This window comes from Mesorhizobium sp. L-8-3 (assembly GCF_016756615.1).
GTDB lineage: Bacteria > Pseudomonadota > Alphaproteobacteria > Rhizobiales > Rhizobiaceae.
This window is the reverse complement of sequence record NZ_AP023262.1, coordinates 7,743,872-7,763,040: the sequence shown is the minus strand read 5'-3', so window position 1 is coordinate 7,763,040 and position 19,169 is coordinate 7,743,872. Positions and strand designations below refer to the sequence as shown.

Below are 19,169 nucleotides of genomic sequence, written 5' to 3'. Positions count from 1 at the left end.
CCTCGCTTCGCGAGGCCACCTTCTCCCACAAGGGGAGAAGGCCGGGGCCTAGTTTTGCCGGAATTGCAAATCACCGGCGTTTGCGATTGACCGATACGCTGCTGCAGGCGTTCCCTTCTCCCCTTGTGGCAGGCCGTGTGAGAACTGGACGGAGGCATAGCGTGGTGAGTGGTTTGGAAGTTGAGGCACGAGTTCATGCCCCCCTATGCTTGCGAGGACAGCAGGGTCTGGAGCAGCGCCGGCACACCCAGAATGTTCACCACCCGCTTCAGATTGTAGCCCAGGACGCTGAGCGCCAACTCGGACCTGGCCTTTTTCAGCCCGCGGACCAGGAACCGGGGATGGCCCATCATCCATTTGATGGTGCCGTAAGGGTGTTCGACCAGCATGCGCCGCTGCGCCATCCACTCGGGGTCGCTGATGGCGCGCCGGTGCATCGCCTCGCGCGCATCTTCATGGAAGTGGCGGATGATGGTGCGCTTGGCGGCCTGCGTGCACTTCGGCTTCAAGGCACAGTCCGCACAGGCCTTGGTCCCGTACTTCTTCTTCTGTTCCGTCCACGAGGTCTCCCGGTGGGTGAGCGTTTCGCCGGCCGGGCAGCGCCAGCTGTCGCTCTCGGCGTCGTAGCTGAACTGGTCGCGGGTGAAGTACTCTTTGCCTTCCGGGTTAACGGTTTCGGCCCGCGGCACGATGGCGGTGATGCCGTCGTCCTCGCAGCGCTGGCCGTGCTCGCCGTTCGAATAGCCGGCATCGGCCACCACCGTTACCTTGTCACCGTCCACGGCTTCGCGGCCGGCCACCGCCATCGGGTGGAGCTGGCACTGGTCGTTGCCGTCATTGGTCAGGTCGAAGGCAACCACCAGCTTGTGTTTTGCGTCGACCACGGTCTGCGCGTTGTAGGCCACCTGATGGCCGTGCCGAGCCGTGCGCATCAGCTTGGCCTCGGGCTCGGTGCGAACCCACTGGCTCAACCCGCGTCCGGCCAAAGCCTCGGCCTGCTGCTGGATCTGCTCGCGGCGCGCCCGCAAGGCCGCCACCGCCGCCGCAACGTCCACGCCATCCGTCTGCGCCGCGCGCTCGTCCCGGTCGGCTTCGTCCATCTGCGCAAGATAGGCGGCAATCTTGCGATCCACGGCCGCCGTCGCCTTCTCCAGTTCCTTGGCCGTCACCACCTGCTTGCGGCTCGCCACCGCATCGATCTTGGTCCCGTCGATCGCAAGCAACGTGCCGCCGACCAGCGCCTGCTCCCGGCAGAAGCGCACGAAGGCCCGGCACACCCCAACGATCGCTTCCGGATGATCCTTGCGGAAATCCGCAATCGTCTTGAAGGCCGGCGCCGCGCGATGGGTGAGCCACATCACTTCAATGTTGCGCCGCGCTTCCGCCGCAAGCCGGCGGCTCGACCGCACCTGGTTCTGGTAGCCGTACACATAAAGCTTCAACAAATCGCCCGGATCGTAGGGTGGCCGGCCCGTGGCCTCGGGAACAACCTTGGAGAAACCGAGCTGCGCCAGATCGAGGCTGTCGACGAAGGCATCGATGACCCGCACCGGATGATCGGCACCGACCGCCTCGTCCAAGGTTTCCGGGAACAAGCTCGTTTGCTCCCGCGACTGGCCTGTCATATGCGCCATTTCGGCCTCGTCTCAAACTGCCAAAAATCCGGCAAATCACTGCTTTGGATCAACAATTTGAATCCGATCCAGGTTGATTTGGGAAGCCCAAGATGCTCCTCGACACATCAAAAAAACCAATGCCCGAGTTTTCACACGGCCTGGTGGGAGAAGGTGGCCGCGCTTCGCGCGGTCGGATGAGGGGTATGCCGAGATTGGCCGGAGCGAACCATGCGGCTTGAGCCGAAACCCGCGCCGTCGCTCGCCGTCCTCCTGCTTTTCCCGCTCGGCGCGATCGCGGCGACGCTGGTCTTTACCTCGCTTCTGGTGCTCGCCGCCGGTGCCTCCCCTTTCTCCGTTCTCTATCTCGTCGCCAAGGGGGCGGCAGGCTCGCAATTCGCCGCGCTCGAGACACTCACCCGGGCGACGCCGCTGATCTTCACAGGGCTTGCGGTCGCGGTCGCCTTCCGCGCGAAGCTCTGGAACATCGGTGCCGAAGCGCAGCTCTATGTCGGCGCGGTGGTCACCGTCGTGCTCGGTACCGGCGCTCTGCCGTTGCCGTCTGTACTGCTCCTGCCCGTCATCGCCGTTTCGGCCATGGCGGCCGGCGCGCTGCTCTTGCTCGGGCCCGCATTGCTCAAGACCCGTTTCGGCGTCGACGAAGTGGTGACGACGCTTCTTCTCAACTTCATCGTGCTGCTCTTCGTCTCCATGCTGCTGGAAGGCCCGCTCAAGGATCCGACCGGGCTCGGCTGGCCGCAATCCTCGAAGGTGATCGCCGATGCGCAACTGCCCCGCATCATCCGGGGCAAGCGCCTGCATTACGGCTTCGTGCTGGCGCTGGTTGCAGCAGTCGCGATCTGGGTGGTGATGAAGAAGACGGTGCTGGGTTACGAGATGCGCGCCGTCGGCCACAATCCGGAAGCGGCGCGTTTTGCCGGCATCCCGGTCAATCCGGTGCTGATGAAGACCGCAATGCTGTCCGGCGGGCTCGCCGCCCTTGCCGGCTTCTCCGAAGTTGCCGGCCTCAAGGGCAACCTCACGCTCGACCTGTCGCCTGGCTATGGCTATGCCGGCATCGTGGTCGCCATGCTGGCCATGCTCAATCCGCTCGGCGTCGTCCTGTCGGCAATCTTCGTCGCCGGCATCTTCGTCGGCGCCGACGCGATGAGCCGCTCGGCCGGGGTGCCGAGCTACATCGCCGACGTCATGACCGCGACCGCGCTGCTCACCATGGTGACCGCGATCCTGCTGACGCGCTTCAGGATAAGGTGGAGGTGAGAATGTCGGCGCTAAGGTCACCCCTCATCCGACCGGCGCTGGACGCCATCCTGGATAAAAGTGCCGCGTGTCTTCGCACCCCTCTCTGTCCTGCCGGACATCTCCCCCACAAGGGGGGAGACTGGCCGGCCGCTTGGATTTCGCCAATCGTCAACGTCGCAGGACCGTCATCGATGACAGCCGCTCTCCCCCCTAGGGGAGATGTCCGGCAGGACAGAGAGGGGTATCTGGCCAAGCCGTATCCAACTGAAATCAAAAGGCTTTCCGCCCTGCTTTCATGGCAGGGGTTGCCAGGCGCCTCATCCCCCGAGGAAGCCGCCTGATGGAAGCCCTCGACATCCTCCTCACCGCCTCCTTCTGGGTCGCCGCGATCCGCATCGCCTCGCCGCTCATCTTCGCCACCATGGGCGAGCTGATCTGCGAGCGTGCCGGCGTGCTCAATCTGGGGATCGAGGGCATCATGACCGTCGGCGCCTTCGCCGGCTGGTTCACAGTCTATTCCGGCGGCGATCTCTGGACGGGCGTCGTCGTCGCCGCTCTCGCCGGCGCGATGTTCGGTCTGCTTCACGCCGTGCTCACCGTGCCGCTCGGCCTATCGCAGCATGTGGTGGGGATCGGCGTGACCCTGCTCGCCACGAGCCTCACCTATTTCACCTACAGGCTGGCGCTCCCCGAGGTCACCTCGCCGCCGAAGATCGAGCCTTTCCAGCCCTGGCCGATCCCCGGACTGTCCGCCATCCCGGTGCTCGGCGAGGCGCTGTTCTCGCAGACGCCGCTCACCTATCTCGCCTTCCTGAGCGTCGGCGTCGTCGCCTGGGCGCTCTATCGCACGCCGCTCGGCCTCGCCTTGCGCGCGGCTGGAGAAAACCCCTCGGCCGTGGAGGCGCAGGGCATCAGCGTCAGCGGCATCCGCATGGGCGCGGTGGTGGCCGGCTCCGCCATGATGGCGGTCGGCGGCGCCTTCCTCACCATGTCGGCGTTCAATTCCTTCTTCTTCGAGATGATCAACGGCCGCGGCTGGATCTGCATCGCGCTGGTCGTGTTCGGCTCGTGGCGGCCGGGAAAGGCGTTGCTCGGCGCGATCCTGTTCGCTGCCTTCGATGCCTATCAGATCAGGCTGCAGCAGCTCTCCGGCGGCGTCGTGCCCTACCAGATATTCCTGATGATGCCCTATGCGCTGTCGATCCTGGCCTTGATCCTGGTGGCGCGCCGCGCGACCTATCCCAAGGCCCTGATGATCCCCTACCAGAAAGGCGAGCGATGAGTTTCGACATTATCGTCAAGGGCGGCACGCTGCCCGACGGCAGGACCGCCGATATCGGCATCCGCGGGGACCGGATCGCCGCGATCGAGGAGAACATAGCCGCGGAGGCGGGCAGGGTGGTCGATGCGAGCGGCGACCTTGTCTCGCCGCCTTTCGTCGATCCGCATTTCCACATGGATGCCACGCTTTCCTACGGCATTCCGCGCATCAACGCCTCGGGCACGCTGCTGGAGGGCATCGCGCTGTGGGGCGAACTCAAGCCGCAGCTCACCCACGAAGCCGTGCGCGAGCGCGCGCTCGCCTATTGCGACTGGGCGGTGTCGATGGGACTGCTCGCCATCCGCACGCATGTCGACGTCTGCGACGACCGGCTGCTCGCGGTCGAGGCCCTGCTGGAGGTGAAAAAGACAGTCGCGCCCTATATCGACCTCCAGCTCGTCGCCTTCCCCCAGGACGGGCTCTACCGTTTCGCGACGGCGCGGCAGAACACCGTCCGCGCGCTCGACATGGGCGTCGACGTCGTCGGCGGCATACCGCATTTCGAGCGCACGATGGAGGACGGCCGGCGCTCCGTCACCGAGCTCTGCGAGATCGCGGCCGCGCGCGGCCTCATGGTCGATATGCATTGCGACGAGACGGACGACCCGCATTCGCGCCATATCGAGCAGCTGGCCTATGAGACGCAGCGGCTCGGGCTGCAGGGCAGGGTGGCCGGGTCGCATCTCACCTCCATGCATTCCATGGACAATTATTACGTCTCGAAGCTCCTGCCGCTCATCGCCGAGGCCGAGGTCTCGGCGATCCCCAATCCGCTGATCAACATCATGCTGCAGGGCCGCCATGACACCTATCCGAAGCGGCGCGGGCTCACCCGCGTGCCCGAGATGCTGCGCCACGGCATCCGTGTCGGCTGGGGCCAGGATTGCGTTCTCGACCCCTGGTACTCGCTCGGGACCGCCGACATGCTCGACGTGGCCTTCATGGGGCTTCATGTCGCGCAGATGTCGAGCCCGGCCGACATGTGGCGCTGCTTCGACATGGTCACCAACGTCAATGCCGCGATCATGGGGCTCGACGACTACGGGCTGGCCGTCGGCAGGAAAGCGAGCCTGGTGGTGCTCGATGCCGGCGACCCGATCGAGGCCGTGCGGCTGCGCGCGGAGCGGCTTTGCGTCATCGCCGGAGGCAAGGTCGTCGCGGAACGCACGAAGCAGAAGACGCGGCTTTCCCTGGCAGGGCGGCCGTCCGACGTGACGCGGCGCCATGTCGTGCCGTACTGATGGAGCGGTTGCGCCAGGCGGGGCAGCGCGGCCCTCATAAGAAGCGGAACGCGACTCGATGATCGTCAGGATCGCCGAACTGGAAATAGACCCGGATCGCATCGACGCCTACACCGCATTGCTGGCGGAAGAAATCGAAGCCTCGGTTCGGCTCGAGCCCGGGGTGCTGTTTCTTTTCGCGGTGTCGGTGAAGGAGAACCGAAATGCCGTGCGCGTGATTGAAGGCTACGCCGACCAGGCAGCCTATGAGGCCCACTTGGCCACAGCGCACTTTCTCAAATACAAGACGCAAACGGCAGACATGGTGACATCGCTTCGGCTGATCGAGACCGACCCCATTGCAATCGAAGCCAAGAATCCGATTTCAAGCTGAGACATTTGCCTGCCCCCTCGCTCGCGCCGCAAGGCAAGCTTTGATAGAATTCAAACTTTGATAGAATTCTCGGGGGCTGGCGAATTGCGAGGGGCGTCCTTGCGATGCGCGGGCGGACCTCATCCTGAGGAGCGAGCGAAGCGAGCCTCGAAGGACGGGCTATCCGGCATCACAATAAACTATACAATGCTTGTCATGTTTGCCGCGAGGAAATTCGGGAGATGTGGCGCAAGATCCTTGTCCTTTCGGCGATCGCCGGGCTCTCCAGCGGCTGCATGACGGCGGAGGAGCGTCGCGCGGCCGACGAAGCGAAGTGCCGCTCCTACGGCTTCACGAAACGCAACGACGCCTTTGCCGAATGCCTGCAGCGGATCGATCTCGACCGCAGCGCGAACCAGCGCGCCGCCATGTATGATCAATGGCCGTGGGGGGGCCCGGTGGTGATCTACGGAGCGCCGCCCGTTGCAGTGAAGAAACTGCCCAAGAAGCAGTAGACGGCAGCTGTATGAGTGGCGCCAGCCTTTGATCGTCGGTGCCGCCCCTGCCATGAAAGCAGCGTCGAAAATCGTTTCGCGTCAGTCGGATAAGGGATTCGACGACGCCGCGAACTGCCCCTCATCCGCCTGCCCGTCCTCCGCAGCAGCTGCGCTGCAGCTGCGGAGGGTGGACCGGCACCTTCTCCCCGCATCGCGGGGAGAAGACCGATGTCGCCACCGGTTTCGCCAATCGTCGGCGCTGCCGATCGAGCGCCGTCAAACCGTCGAAAATGATGTTGTTAGCGCCCCAGTACCAATGCCCAGTAGCGCTTGTGCGTGTCCTTGGCCTCGCGCGCATAGGCGAGGCCGAAGCGCGAGAAGCGCGGGTCGAGCATGTTGCGCCGGTGGCCGCTGGAGTTCATCCAGCGGGTGAACAGCTCGGCCGGCTCCATGCCGCCATGGGCGATGTTCTCGGCTGCCGCGCCGTCGATGCCGTTATCCTTCATGCGTGAGGCAAAATCCTTGCCCCAGCCGGTCGTGTGCTCCATTCGGCCGCTCCTGGCCATGTAGCTCGCCTGCTGCAGCGCGGCGCGTTCGAGCTTGGGGTCCGAATGCAGCGGCGGCAGGCCGTGTTCGGAGCGGATCGAGGTCAGATAGGTCGCACCGGATTTCGCATCCCCGGCCGTCTCGCCGATATCGAGCACGCTCTGGCATGCCGTCAGCGACAGCACCAGGGAGGCGCTGCCCGTCTTGATCAGCCAGCGCCGATCGGCGTCCTTCAACCTTTTGACCTGCATCGCGATTCCAGGCTTTCCATCGTTTGAGGCGCGAATTCACAGACCAATCATGGCCTTTTTGGGAGGGGCGCAAGGATCGCGGGCAAGGGCGACTGTCCGCGGCGCGACCTATCCCCGCCGGACCGCGTCGACATGCCGGGCGAAATCCGCCGTCTCCATCAGGGCCTTGCAGCGGGCGAAGCGGCGGTCGGCATAGCTGCGGAAGTCGTCGGCCGGGTTGCCGTTGGCGAGCTGGATCAGGCCCCACAGCGTCCACAGGAGATCGCACATCGCCTTGTAGACGGCGATGCGGCCGCGTTCGGCCGGACGCGGCTCGCCACCGAAATAGGCCTGGATCATCTCTTCGTCCTGAGCCGCGTCGAACCCTCCTTCCACCGAAAGATCGCCGAGATCCCACATCGGATCGTTCATCCCCGCATACTCCCAGTCGACCACCCACATGCGGTCGCCCGTATCGAGGAAGTTTTCGCAAAGCGGGTCGCAGTGGCAGGCAGCGAGAGGAAGCGGATGCGCGGCGAGCGCGGCCCGCAAGCTATCGGCCTCGCGCACGACGTCGTGGTAGCCCTGAGGCAGCGAGACCTCCCTGGTGGAAAGAACCCTCAGATAGTCGTCGATCATCGAAAAGAGTTCGAAGCGGAAATGGAAGACCGCGTCCGAGCCGTGCAGCTTCCGGAAGACCCTGCCGGCGCGCGCCGGGGCGCCCCGGATCGTCTCGAAGCCTTCCGGCGACAGCGTCTCGGCCCCGGCCACGAAACGGGTGACCATGATGCCGCTTTTCTCGTCGAAGAACACGACCTCCGGGCTGACGCCGGCGCGTGCGGCCTCGCGCGCCGCCTGCGCCTCGTTGGCACGGTTGATATATTCCTCGGTGCCCTTGCCGGGAATGCGCAGGCAGTGGTCGCCGACGCGGAAGACGAGGTTGGTCAGCCCGCCGAGCCGCTCGACCGGGCCGTCATAGTCCGACAGGAGCGGCAGGGACCGCAGCGTCTCGCGCGCGAGTGCGAGGCCCTGGTCGTCGGTCATGCCTTCAGCCTCTTCATCTCGGGGTCGTAGAGCGTGCGCGGCCCGCGCCGCGCGGGATAGGCCTTGCCGAACGCCTCGATCTCGAAATCGGTCGCGCCTGCCAGCTCGACCGGCAGATAACCGAACGCGACGCTCTTGCCGAGCGTGTAGCCATAGCCGGTGGACGAGGTCCAGCCGACCACCTTGCCGCTGGACAGGATCGCCTCGCCGCCATGGAACGGTGCGAAGCCTTCGACGGTGAAGGAGCAGAGCTTCCGCTTCACGCCCCCGGCCTTGACCCTGGCGAGCGCATCGCGGCCGACGAAGTCGCCCTTGCCGAGCGCGACCGCGAAGCCGAGGCCGGCTTCATAGGGGTTGTAGTCGGGCGTGATGTCGCCCGACCAGTAGAGATAGCCCTTTTCCATGCGGCAGGCGTCGATCGCGCGGTAGCCGGCATCCGCGATGCCGAAGGCTTCGCCCGCCGCCCGCAGCGTCTCATAGACATGGGCGGCATAGGCCTGCGGCATGTAGAGTTCATAGCCGAGCTCGCCGACATAGCCGATGCGCACGGCGAGCGCTCTTGCGTGCCCCAACTCGATGAAGCGGGCAGCGAGGAAAGGATGGGCGGCGTTGGACATGTCGTCGTCGGTCACCGACTGGAGGACCTGCCGCGCCGCCGGCCCGCACAGATTGATCGTCGCGAACTGGTCGGTCACGTCCCGCAAGGCGAGATCCGCCGGAAGATGCCGCCCGACCCAATGGCTGTCGCGCACCCCGAAACCCGATCCGGTGATCAGATAGAGCAGGTCGTCGCGCAGGTGCAGGATCGTGACGTCGGCCTCGATGCCGCCCTTCTCGTTGCAGAGCTGGGTGTAGACGGCCTTCCCGGGCGGTCCGGAAAGGTCGTTGGCGGCGATGCGTTGCAGCGCGGCCAGCGCGCCCTTGCCCGAAATCTCGAATTTGGAGAAGGACGTCTGGTCGATCAGCGCCGCCCTCTCGCGGATGGCCTTCACCTCCCGTCCGACCGCGTCGAACCAGTTCGGCTTGCCTTCGAAGGACGGGTCATCTCTCGTCTCGCCGCTGGACGCGAACCAGTTCGGGCGCTCCCAGCCGAATTTCGATCCGAACTGCGCGCCCCTGGCCCCGAGTGCCTCATGCAGCGGCGAGCGTCTGAGGCCGCGCGCGGCATGTGCTTCCTCGCCCGGCCAGTGGATCTTGTAATAGGCGCCATAGGCCTCCACGGCGCGTTCCTCGAGATAGCGTCCCTGGGCCTGCACCGCGCCGAGGCGGCGAACGTCGAAGGGCCAGAGATCCATCCCGGCATCGCCATGCAGGATCATATTGGAGAGCGCGAGGCCGGCCCCGCCCGAAGCGGCGATGCCGGCGGTGAAGCCGCAGGCGACGAAGAAGTTGTCGAGCTCCGGCGCCAGCCCCAGGATCGGCTCCCCGTCGAAGGATATCGGGATCGGTCCGTTGATGACGGTCTGGATGCCGATCTCGTTCAGCACGGGCAGGCGGTCGGCGGCGGGCAGGGCGAAGAGCGCCAGCCGCTCCATGTCGGGCGCGAACAGCTCGCGGCCGAAATCGAGTGGCGGCTCGCCGCGCCAGCAGCCCCGGGTGCCGTCTTCCCAGCCGCCGATGGCAAAGCTTCCGGTATCGGGCTTCAGATAGAAATTGTTGTCGGGATCGCGCAGCGTGGTGAGGTCGGAATCGAGCGTCAGCTTCTTCTCGGTCAGGAAATACTGGTGCTCCACGACCCCGGCCGCGAGCGGCACGCCGGCCATCCTGCCGACGCGCTTCGCCCAGAGACCTGCGCAGTTGACGAGGATGTCGCAGCCGATGGTGCCGGCATTGGTGACGACGCCGACGGCACGCCGGTCTTCCACCACGATCTCCTCGACGGTGACGCCCTCCTCGATCCTGGCGCCGTTCATGCGCGCGCCCCTGGCATAGGCCATGGTCAGGGAATAGGGGTCGATATAGCCGTCGCCGGGGATATAGGCCGCTCCCTGGATGCCGTCCTTGACGATGAAGGGAAACCGCTCGGCCGCCTCCTGCGCCGACAACGAATGGCATTCGACGCCGAAGCTTTTTGCCTGGGTCATGGAGCGGCGGATCTCGCTCCAGCGTGCGGCGCTGCCGGCAAGCCGCAGCGAGCCGACCTTCTTCCAGGCGATATGCTGCCCGGTCTCCTGCTCCAGCCGGTCGAAGACGGCGACGGAATTCTGCATCAGCCGGGTCAGGTTGCGCTTGCCCCGAAGCTGTCCGACAAGTCCCGCGGCGTGCCAGGTGCAGCCGTGGGTCAGCTGCGCCTTCTCCACCAGCAATACGTCCTTCGCGCCGTCGCGGGCGAGATGGTAGGCGACCGAGGTGCCGATGGCTCCGCCGCCGATGATGAGGATGTGGACATGGCGGTCCGCCTGGAAGGTCATGGGCGTTTGTCCTCCATGCCTTGCTCCGGCCGGCAGGCCGGAGGGGAGCGAAACGAGCCGGTCATTCATTCGTCTCCATCGAAATCACGACTTCACCTTCGCTCCGACCGCGTCGTAGAGCGGTTCCATGTGGACGGTCGCCGGCGTGCGCTCCATGGCCACCACCAGCTCGAAGTCGCCCGTGGCCAGGAAATCGTCGGACACGCCGTCGGCGTTGCGCACATAGCCGTAGCCGATGTTCTTGCCGACGGTGTAGCCGTAGCCCCCGCTGGTGAGATAGCCGACGGGTTCGCCGTTGCGCAGGATGGTCTCGCGGCCGAGCAGCACGATGTCGGGTTCATCGACCGTGAAGGCGGCAAGCCGTTTCTTCAGCGGCGCGCCGTTGATCGCCTCAAGCGCCCGCCTGCCGATGAAGTCGGTGTTCTTCCGCAGCTTGACCGCCCAGCCGAGCCCGGCCTCGTGCGGCGTGTCGTTGGGCGTGATGTCGGAACCCCAGGCGCGGTAGCCTTTTTCCAGCCGCAGCGATTCCAGCGCGCGGTAGCCGACCGGCCGGATGCCGTGCGGCCTGCCGGCCTCCATCAATGCGTCGAACACGTCGCCCGTCGCGGCGATCGGCACATGCAATTCCCAGCCGAGCTCGCCGACATAGGTGACGCGCAGGGCCCTGACCCTGTGGCCCGCTATGGCGATCTCCCGCACATGGCTGAAAGGAAATGCCGCGTTCGAGACATCGGCATCCGTCACCGCCTCGAGCACATGGCGCGCGCTCGGGCCCATCAGCGACAGAGTGCCGAAATCCTCGGTCACGTCGACGAGTGCCGCGTCGAGAGACGGTTCGATGTGGTCGCGGATCCAGGCGAGGTCGTGGGTGCGGAAGCCGGTGCCGGTGACGATGTAGAACCGCTCCTCCGCCAGGCGCGCCACGGTCAGGTCGGCCTCGATGCCGCCGCGCGTGTTGAGAAGCTGCGTGTAGGTCAGCCGCCCGACCGCCTTGCCGGTGTCGTTGGCGCAGATCCAGTCGAGCGCCTTCTGCGCGTCCGGGCCGGAAAGCTCGTATTTGGCGAAGGACGACTGGTCGAAGATGCCGACCTTCTCGCGCACATGCCGGTGCTCCTCGCCGACCGCATCGAACCAGTTCTGGCGGCCCATCGCATAGACGTCCCGGGCTTCCGTGCCCGGCGGCGCGAACCAGTTCGGCCGCTCCCAGCCGAGCTTCGAGCCGAACACCGCGTTGTGGCCTTTCAGCTTCTCATAGAGCGGCGAGACGATCGCCGGCCGGCCCGAGACATATTCCTCATGCGGGAAGGCGATGGTGTAGTGCTTGCCATAGGCCTCGAGCGTGCGGTCCGCCACCCATTGCCGGTCGCGATGGAGGTTCGAGAAGCGTCTCAAGTCGACCACCCAGAGGTCCAGCGGCGCCTCGCCGTCGACGACCCATTGGGCGAGCACCCAGCCGGCGCCGCCGCCGGATGCGATGCCGAAGGCGTTGAAACCGGCGCCGACGAACATGTTGGCGCATTCCGGCGCCGATCCGAGGATGAAGTTGCCGTCGGGCGTGAAGCTCTCGGGCCCGTTGATCATCTGCTTGACGCCGGCCTGTGCGAGCGCGGGAATGCGCTCGATCGCCTGGGTCATGTGCTGTTCGAAATGGTCGAAGTCGTCGTCGAACAGCCGGAACTCCCAGTCGTCGGGCACGTCGCCGGTCGTCCAGGCCTGCGGGTCGGGCTCGTAGCCGCCCATGACCAGGCCGCCGACCTCCTCCTTGAAATAGGTGCGGCGATCGGGATCGCGGATCGTCGGCGCGTCGGTCGCCAGCCCGTCGATCCTCTCGGTGATGATGTATTGATGCTTGACCGGCTGCAGCGGCACGTTGATCCCCGCCATGGCGCCGACCTGGCGCGCCCATTGGCCGGCGCAATTCACCACCTTCTCGCAGGCGATATCGCCCCTGGTCGTCTTCACCGCGGTGATGCGGCCGTCCTTCATCGCGAAGCCGGTGACGCGCACGCCTTCGAACAGCCGGGCGCCATGCATGCGCGCGCCCTTGGCGAGCGACTGCGTGATGTCGGAGGGGCTCGCCTGGCCGTCGGTCGGCAGCCAGGAGGCGCCCACCAGGTCGCCGACCTCCATCAGCGGCCACATCCGCTTCACTTCGGCCGGCGACAGGAGCTCCATGTCCATGCCGAAGCTTCGTGCCGTCGTCGCCAGCCGGCGGAACTCCGTCCAGCGGTCCTGGTTCGTCGCCAGCCTGAGGCACCCGGTCATCTTCCAGCCGGTGGCGAGGCCGGTCTCCGCGTCGAGGCGCTTGTAGAGATCGACCGAATATTTCAGGACCCGGGTGATCGATGCGGAGGACCGCAACTGGCCCACCAGCCCCGCGGCATGCCAGGTCGAGCCCGACGTCAGCCGGCCCTGCTCGAGAATGACGACGTCGGCCTTGTGGTCGCGCGCCAGATGATAGGCGGTGGAGCAGCCGATGATGCCGCCGCCGATGACGACGATCTGGGCATGGCTTGGCAGGGTCATGATGGGGTCTTTCCGTAGGTCGTGCGGTAGCGGTCGAGCGCTGCGTCCAGCCTGGCGAGGTTCTCGCCCGTATAGGCGACGTAGTCGGCGCCCGGCGCATTGAGGTGGAGTTCCGACACCATGCTCCACATCGCCTCGCGCAGCAGCGAGGCGCATTGCATGGCGGCATGCGAGCGCAGCATCGGCAGGTCGGGCTCCCGGCCGAAATAGGCTGTGAGCAGGCTGAGCGACTCCTCCTGCGTCATTCCGGCGTTGGAGGCGGTCCCGGCAAGGTCGAACATGGCGGTCGAGAAGCCCGCATATTCGAAGTCGATCAGCCACAGCCGCTCCCCGTCGTCGAGGAAGTTGGCCGGCAGGAGGTCGTTGTGGCCGAAGACGATGGGCAGCGGCGCCTGCGCGCGCTCGAGTTCCTCCGCAAGCGCCAGATAGGCCGGCAATTCCGGCGCCATGCGGCTGCCGCCCCGCTCGAGCGTTCGCGCATAGTCGCGGATGACATGGAAGACCCAGAACATGAAACCCGGGCCGGAGACGTGCCTTGGCATTTCCTCATGGAACTGCCGCATCAGCCGGGCGATGCGCTCGGGGTTGGCGCGAACGTCCTTAGGGCCGTAGGTCCTCGCTCCGATATAGGCCGACACCATGATGCCGGGCTCCGAATATTGCAGTTCGGGTGCGAAGCCGGCCTGATGCGCGGCGCGCGCGGTCATCACTTCGCGGTCGCGGAAGACGTGGTGGAACGGATAGTCCTTGCCGAAGCGGACCACATGCTTGCCGGCGCCGTCGGTCACCAGATAGCTCTCGTTGCTGATGCCGCCATGCATGGGTTTGATGGAGACGCTGCCTTGCCAGATCGGCAGCGCACGGATCCTGTCTTCATTGGCGGTCATCGCAGCCCTCTCATGCCAGGCCGAGCCGCATTCTGGAGCGGGCGCTTGCCGCCGAAATCAGCCGGTCCGCGATGATGGCGATGAACGCCACCGCCAGTCCTGCCACGATGCCGCGCCCCGTATCCGCCTTGGTCAGTGCGATATAGACCTCCTGCCCCAGGTCGCGGGTGCCGACCAGGGCGGTGATGACCAGCATCGACAGCGCGAACATGATCGTCTGGTTGATGCCGAGCAGGATCTCGGGCAACGCCAGCCTGAGCTTGATCTTGGTCAGCAGTTGCAAGGGCGTGCAGCCCATCGCCCGGCCGGCCTCGATCAGGCGCGGATCGACCTTTTGCAGGCCGAGCACGGTATAGCGGATGGCCGGCGCGACGGCGAAAGCGACGACGGCGATCATGGCGGTGAAGTCGCCGACGCGGAACAGCATCACCGCGGGCATGAGATAGACGAAGGAAGGCAGCGTCTGCAGCGTGTCGATCACCACCTGCAGCCAGCGCCACAGCCTGTCGCGTTCGGCCGCGACAATGCCGACGGGGATGCCGAGCAGGGCCGCGACGATCACCGAGATGCCGCAGAGATAGACGGTCACCATCGCCTTCTCCCATTGGCCCGTGGCCGCGATCAGGAAGGCGAGGGCGCCGACCAGGACGGCGAGCCGAATGCCGCCAAGCCGATAGCCGGCGAAGGCGAGCAGGCCGGCGACCCCGAACCAGGGCAGGCCGGCGAGCAGCCGCTTGAACGGCACGAGGATGTTGAGCAGCACCGCGTTCTTGGCGGCCTCCAGCACATCGAAGAAGTTGACGTTGATCCATGCGACGAGCTGCGACCAGAACGGGGCGGTCGAGACCTGCAGGCTTTCCGGATAGGTCTGCACCGCGGGCAGGACGAGGCCGGCCAGGCCCGTGATCAGGACCAGGGCGACCGCCGCGAGCGTGTAGGGATGGCGCCCGGCGAGGCCCGTTCCGGCCGGCGGCGCGGCCGGCGCGGCGGCGCGATCGGCGAAGGCCTGGCTCAGGCGATCGAGTGCGACGGCGAGCGCCACGATCGCAAGGCCGGCTTCCAGCCCGGCGCCGATGTCGAGCCGGCGCAGTGCCGCCAGCACGTCGAAGCCGAGGCCGCCGGCGCCGATCATCGAGGCGATGATGACCATGTTGAGCGAAAGCATGATCACCTGGTTGACGCCGACCATCAGGCTGTCCTTGGCCGTGGGCACCAGCAGCCGCCATGTCATCTGGCGGCGCGTGCACCCGGTCATCTTGCCCAGGTCGAGGATCTCCGGCGGCACGGAACGCAGGGACAGGACGGTGATCCGGGTCATCGGCGGCATGGCGTAGATCAGCGTCGCCACGATCGCCGCGGTCGGGCCGAAGCCGAACAGGAACAGGATAGGCACCAGATAGGCGAAGACCGGGATCGTCTGCATCAGGTCGAGCAGCGGCTTCAGCGCGGCCTCGAAACGCGGCCAGCGATAGGCGGCGATGCCGAGCAGCAGCCCGCCGGCGACCCCGAGCGGCACCGCGACGATGATCGAGGCGAGCGTCACCATGGCGCTGTTCCACTGGCCGAAGACGGCGAGGAAACCGAAGCATGCGCCGACCAGGATCGCGAGCCGGGTCCCGCCTGCGTGGAGGCCGGTCAGGATCATGATCGCGATCACGGCGATCCAGGAAAGCGGCGGCAGGAGTTGCACCGCCCCGGAGCCCTGGCCGGAGAGGAAGCCGGTCGACAGCAGGCTGAGGGCCAGCCGGTAAGGCACGTCGATGACGGCGGCGATGAAGCGGGTAAGCTCGGTGAAGGTGAAGAGGCCGAAGCTCGCCTCGTTGAGCAGCCATTTCATCGCGTCGCTGATCCAGCGGGCAGCGGGAATGATGAGGGACTTCGGGTAGTCGAACGCCCAGCCGGCGAAATCCTCGCCGAACTGCCAGAGCAGGACGAAGGCGAGGATCGCGGCGGCCCAGGCCAGCGGAAACCCCATGACGCCCGCTTGGCGTTGGCCGTTGCGGACGGTCGCGGCCGCGTCGAGCGAAGGAGCGCGCGTCGCCATCGTCAGCCTCGCATCATCACGTCGACGACGTCGTCGCGGTCGAGCCTGCCGACGGTCCTGCCTGACGTGTCGACAACCCGCAGATGCGTCATCCCGGCGGCGAAGAGCGGCGCCGCCTCGGCGATCGTTGCCCGTTCGGCGATCGCCGGCTCGGACGGCGCGCCGCCGTCAGGCTTCATGAGCGAAGCCGCCCTGACCACCTTGGCTTTCGGCACGTTGCGCGTGAACTCGGCGACATAGGGCGTTGCGGGGCTGAGCACGATGTCCTCGGGCGTGCCGGCCTGGACCACCGCCCCGTCGCGCATGACGGCGATGCGGTCGGCCACCCTGATCGCCTCGTCGAAATCGTGGGTGATGAAGACGATGGTCTTCTTGAGCTGCGACTGCAGGCGGACGAACTCGTCCTGCATCTCGCGGCGGATCAGCGGATCGAGCGCCGAGAAGGGCTCGTCGAGGAACCACAATTCGGGTTCGACTGCGAGCGAGCGGGCAATGCCGACACGCTGCTGCTGTCCGCCGGAAAGCTCGCGCGGAAAGGCCGTTTCCTTGCCGGAGAGGCCGACCAGCTCGATCATCCTGGCCGCGCGGGCTTCGCGCTCCGGGCGGCCGATACCCTGCACCTCGAGCGGAAACGCCACATTGGCGAGCACCGACAGATGCGGCAGCAGGGCGAAGTTCTGGAACACCATGCCCATCTGGTGGCGGCGGATCTCGATCATCCGCGTCTCGCTGGCCGCCAGCAGGTTCTCGCCGTTGAACAGGATCTCGCCTGCCGTCGGTTCGACCAGGCGCGAAAGGCAGCGCACGAGCGTCGACTTGCCGGATCCCGACAGGCCCATGATCACGAAGATCTCGCCGCTGCGGACTTCGAGCTCCACCGCGCGAACGGCGCCGACCAGCCCGGCCGCGCCGAGCTGGTCGGGAGAAGGGTTCCCGTTCCCGGCCAGGAACTCGGCCGCACCTGCGCCGAACACCTTCCAGACATTGCGGCATACCAGCTTGGGAGCAGCGGTCATGGATGCTGCTCCCCAAGGGGCGCTCGCCCCGAGCCGCACATTCCCGCGGGCCCGGGACGTCCAGAAGGTCGAAGGGACACGGCTGCGAAGTCTCTGATCGGCCGCAGCCTATTTCTTGATCCACTCCGACCAGCGCGCCTCGTTGGCGCCGATCCATTCGGCCACCACATCCTCGACCTTCTTACCGTCGAGATCCACCTTGGTGATCATCTGGCCCATCTCGTCATTGTCGATCATGAAGGCCTTGATCGCATTGTAGGCGCCCGGCCACTTGTCCTTCACGCCGGCCCAGCCGACCTTCCAGATATCGCCATGCGGCTTGCCGCAGTCATAGAGCGCATCGGGGTTCGAGCCCCATTTCGGGTCGGCGTAGCACTCCTTCGTGAATTCGGGGAATTCGACCCATTGGCCCTTGTACTTCACAGGGGCCCAATGCGGCGCGTAGACCCAGAGCAGGATCGGCGCCTGCCGCTGATAGGCGCTCTCCAGCTCCGCAAAGAGCGCGGCATCCGTGCCGGCATGGATCACTTCGACGGGCAGGCCGAGCGCCTCCACGCGTTCGTCGTCGAACCCGCCCCAGGTGACCGGCCCGCCGAGATAGCGGCCCTTCGGCGCGGTCTCGGCCGTCGAGAAGGCTTCGGCGCAGGTCTCGTCCTTCAGCGCTTCCCAGTTCGGCAGGCCCGGGCACTTTTCCTTCATATAGTCGGGGAACCACCATTCCTCCTTGGCCTTCATTCCGGTCGGTCCGAAATTCTCGACTTTGCCGGTGGCCGTCGCCGCGTCCATGGCCTCGCGGCCGGTGGTCTCCCACATCTCCATCGCGACATGCAGGTCGCCCGCTTCGAGGCCCGCAAACTGCGCCAGATAGTCGGCCTGCACATACTCCACGTTGTAGCCGGCCTTCTTGAGCACCTCGCCCATGATGTTGGTGGTGATGAGCTGCCCCGTCCAGTCGTGCAGCGTCAGCTTGATCGGATCCGTCGATTCCTGCGCCCAGGCGGGCGAATGCGAGAAAGCCGTGCAAAGGGCGACCGCCCCGAGCGCGGCGCCGGCCATGCGATTGCGCGAAAGCATCTTGATCCTCCTGCTCGCCCACTGGAGATTCCAGCTTTTCCATGGTGCATGCTTGGCCTGGTCGCTCTTGCGGCGACTTTCCCCGCAGGCCCGTCACGGCTTGCAATGTCACGCAGGGTCAACGCGCTTGTCAACGCGCATCCGAGGCTTTTTGTGATTTTTTGACTGGATGCCGTTCTTCTGCCATTCAAGAAGCGAAAGAACCGGTCAATGGCCATCGCGTCGGGCTGGCGGGAATCGCAACCGATCTTCGCCGGGCCCGCACCGGGGCGGGCGAATTCAAATGGACGGAGCGCGCGACCGTTCGGACGGGCAGGGCTCCAGGGGCGAAGGCACATGAACCACTCGAAGCGTCACGCCGAAATCCTGCGTCTGCTCCAGGAGGAGGGCACGGTCACCATCGCCAGCCTGGCCGACCGGCTCGGCGTTTCGCTGGAAACGGTGCGCCGCGACGTCAAGCCGCTCTCCAGGGATGGCGCGATCGTCAAGATGCATGGCGCGGTCGGCCTGCCCGCTCTTGCCGGAGAGGCGCCGTTCGAACGCCGCATGCGCGAGCATGCCGGCGCCAAGCGTGCGATCGCGCGACAGGTCGCGGCGACGATCCGCGACGGCGAGTCCGTTATGCTGGATACCGGCACGACGACCAGCTACCTGGCGCGCGAACTGACGGGCCACCGCCGGCTCACCGTGGTGACGAATTCCTCCGATATCGCGCGCACCCTGGCGACGGTGAACGGCAACAAGGTCTATATGGCCGGGGGCGAGCTGCGCAGCGACAGCGGCGCGGCCTTCGGTGTCTCGGCGATCGATTTTGTCGGGCGGTTCAGCGTGACGCATGCGGTGATCTCGGCCGGTGCGGTCGACGCAGTACACGGCATCATGGACTACGAGCTCGAAGAGGCGGAGTTCGCGCGCAAGGTTCTGTCGCGCGGCCAGCGCACGCTGGTCGTCACCGACCACAGCAAGTTCGGCAAGCACGGCCTCGTTCAGGTCTGCGACTTTTCGGGCGTCGGCGAACTGGTCACCGACCGGGCGCCGCCGGCCGATATCGCCGCCGCGCTCGAGGCGGCCGGCGTCCGCGTCGTGGCGGTGGGAGGCTGAGCC

At 66.1% G+C, this 19,169-nt stretch carries 15 protein-coding genes; 6 read left to right on the top strand and 9 right to left on the bottom strand.

Annotation, left to right across the window (positions count from 1 at the left end; all coding sequences use genetic code 11):
* Nucleotides 1–203: 203 nt before the first annotated feature.
* Nucleotides 204–1,634: an IS1182 family transposase gene (locus JN302_RS35800; RefSeq protein WP_202330014.1), complete on the bottom strand. Its 1,431-nt coding sequence runs from the start codon at nucleotides 1,632–1,634 to the stop codon at nucleotides 204–206.
* 210 nt (nucleotides 1,635–1,844) lie between these two features.
* Here JN302_RS35800 and JN302_RS35795 point away from each other — a divergent pair, with 210 nt between their 5' ends.
* The 5 genes from JN302_RS35795 (at nucleotide 1,845) to JN302_RS35775 (ending at nucleotide 6,305) form a co-directional block, all read left to right on the top strand.
* Nucleotides 1,845–2,894, top strand: a complete 1,050-nt coding sequence (locus tag JN302_RS35795) for an ABC transporter permease (RefSeq protein WP_202330736.1) — start codon at nucleotides 1,845–1,847, stop codon at nucleotides 2,892–2,894.
* Between the two features lie 322 nt (nucleotides 2,895–3,216).
* Nucleotides 3,217–4,158, top strand: coding sequence for an ABC transporter permease (locus JN302_RS35790; protein ID WP_202330735.1), 942 nt, complete (start codon nucleotides 3,217–3,219; stop codon nucleotides 4,156–4,158).
* On the top strand, nucleotides 4,155–5,438 hold the full coding sequence (locus JN302_RS35785) for an amidohydrolase family protein (RefSeq protein ID WP_202330734.1): 1,284 nt from the start codon (nucleotides 4,155–4,157) through the stop codon (nucleotides 5,436–5,438). Before JN302_RS35790 ends, JN302_RS35785 begins: the two co-directional genes overlap by 4 nt.
* Before the next feature lie 58 nt (nucleotides 5,439–5,496).
* Nucleotides 5,497–5,811, top strand: a complete 315-nt coding sequence (locus JN302_RS35780) for a putative quinol monooxygenase (RefSeq protein ID WP_202330733.1) — start codon at nucleotides 5,497–5,499, stop codon at nucleotides 5,809–5,811.
* A 221-nt stretch (nucleotides 5,812–6,032) separates the two neighbouring features.
* Nucleotides 6,033–6,305, top strand: a complete 273-nt coding sequence (locus JN302_RS35775) for a hypothetical protein (protein WP_202330732.1) — start codon at nucleotides 6,033–6,035, stop codon at nucleotides 6,303–6,305.
* Nucleotides 6,306–6,586: 281 nt separating this feature from the next.
* On the opposite strand, the gene JN302_RS35770 is transcribed toward JN302_RS35775, so the two are convergent.
* The 8 genes from JN302_RS35770 to JN302_RS35735 all read right to left on the bottom strand — a co-directional run bounded on the left by JN302_RS35770 (nucleotide 6,587) and on the right by JN302_RS35735 (nucleotide 18,065).
* Complete coding sequence (locus JN302_RS35770; RefSeq protein ID WP_202330731.1) at nucleotides 6,587–7,084, bottom strand: CAP domain-containing protein; 498 nt, start codon at nucleotides 7,082–7,084, stop codon at nucleotides 6,587–6,589.
* Nucleotides 7,085–7,192: 108 nt separating this feature from the next.
* A complete protein-coding gene (locus tag JN302_RS35765; protein ID WP_202330730.1) occupies nucleotides 7,193–8,107 on the bottom strand; it encodes a phosphotransferase family protein in 915 nt (304 codons plus the stop codon).
* The gene (locus tag JN302_RS35760) at nucleotides 8,104–10,518 is read right to left on the bottom strand and encodes a GcvT family protein (protein WP_202330729.1); all 2,415 of its coding nucleotides are present in this window, start codon (nucleotides 10,516–10,518) and stop codon (nucleotides 8,104–8,106) included. Before JN302_RS35760 ends, JN302_RS35765 begins: the two co-directional genes overlap by 4 nt.
* A gap of 84 nt (nucleotides 10,519–10,602) precedes the next feature.
* Nucleotides 10,603–13,044 carry a GcvT family protein gene (locus JN302_RS35755; protein ID WP_202330728.1) on the bottom strand — a complete coding sequence of 814 codons (2,442 nt, stop codon included), beginning with the start codon at nucleotides 13,042–13,044 and terminating at the stop codon, nucleotides 10,603–10,605.
* Complete coding sequence (locus JN302_RS35750; RefSeq protein WP_202330727.1) at nucleotides 13,041–13,931, bottom strand: phosphotransferase; 891 nt, start codon at nucleotides 13,929–13,931, stop codon at nucleotides 13,041–13,043. Before JN302_RS35750 ends, JN302_RS35755 begins: the two co-directional genes overlap by 4 nt.
* A gap of 10 nt (nucleotides 13,932–13,941) precedes the next feature.
* Entirely contained in the window at nucleotides 13,942–15,975 is a 2,034-nt protein-coding gene (locus JN302_RS35745; RefSeq protein WP_202330726.1) for an ABC transporter permease, read from the bottom strand.
* A gap of 2 nt (nucleotides 15,976–15,977) precedes the next feature.
* Nucleotides 15,978–16,991: a quaternary amine ABC transporter ATP-binding protein gene (locus JN302_RS35740; RefSeq protein WP_202309031.1), complete on the bottom strand. Its 1,014-nt coding sequence runs from the start codon at nucleotides 16,989–16,991 to the stop codon at nucleotides 15,978–15,980.
* A gap of 108 nt (nucleotides 16,992–17,099) precedes the next feature.
* Nucleotides 17,100–18,065 (bottom strand): ABC transporter substrate-binding protein, encoded by a 966-nt coding sequence (locus tag JN302_RS35735; protein ID WP_202309030.1) that lies wholly within the window; start codon nucleotides 18,063–18,065, stop codon nucleotides 17,100–17,102.
* Nucleotides 18,066–18,401: 336 nt separating this feature from the next.
* Here JN302_RS35735 and JN302_RS35730 point away from each other — a divergent pair, with 336 nt between their 5' ends.
* Nucleotides 18,402–19,166: a DeoR/GlpR family DNA-binding transcription regulator gene (locus tag JN302_RS35730; protein WP_202309029.1), complete on the top strand. Its 765-nt coding sequence runs from the start codon at nucleotides 18,402–18,404 to the stop codon at nucleotides 19,164–19,166.
* Nucleotides 19,167–19,169: the final 3 nt, after the last annotated feature.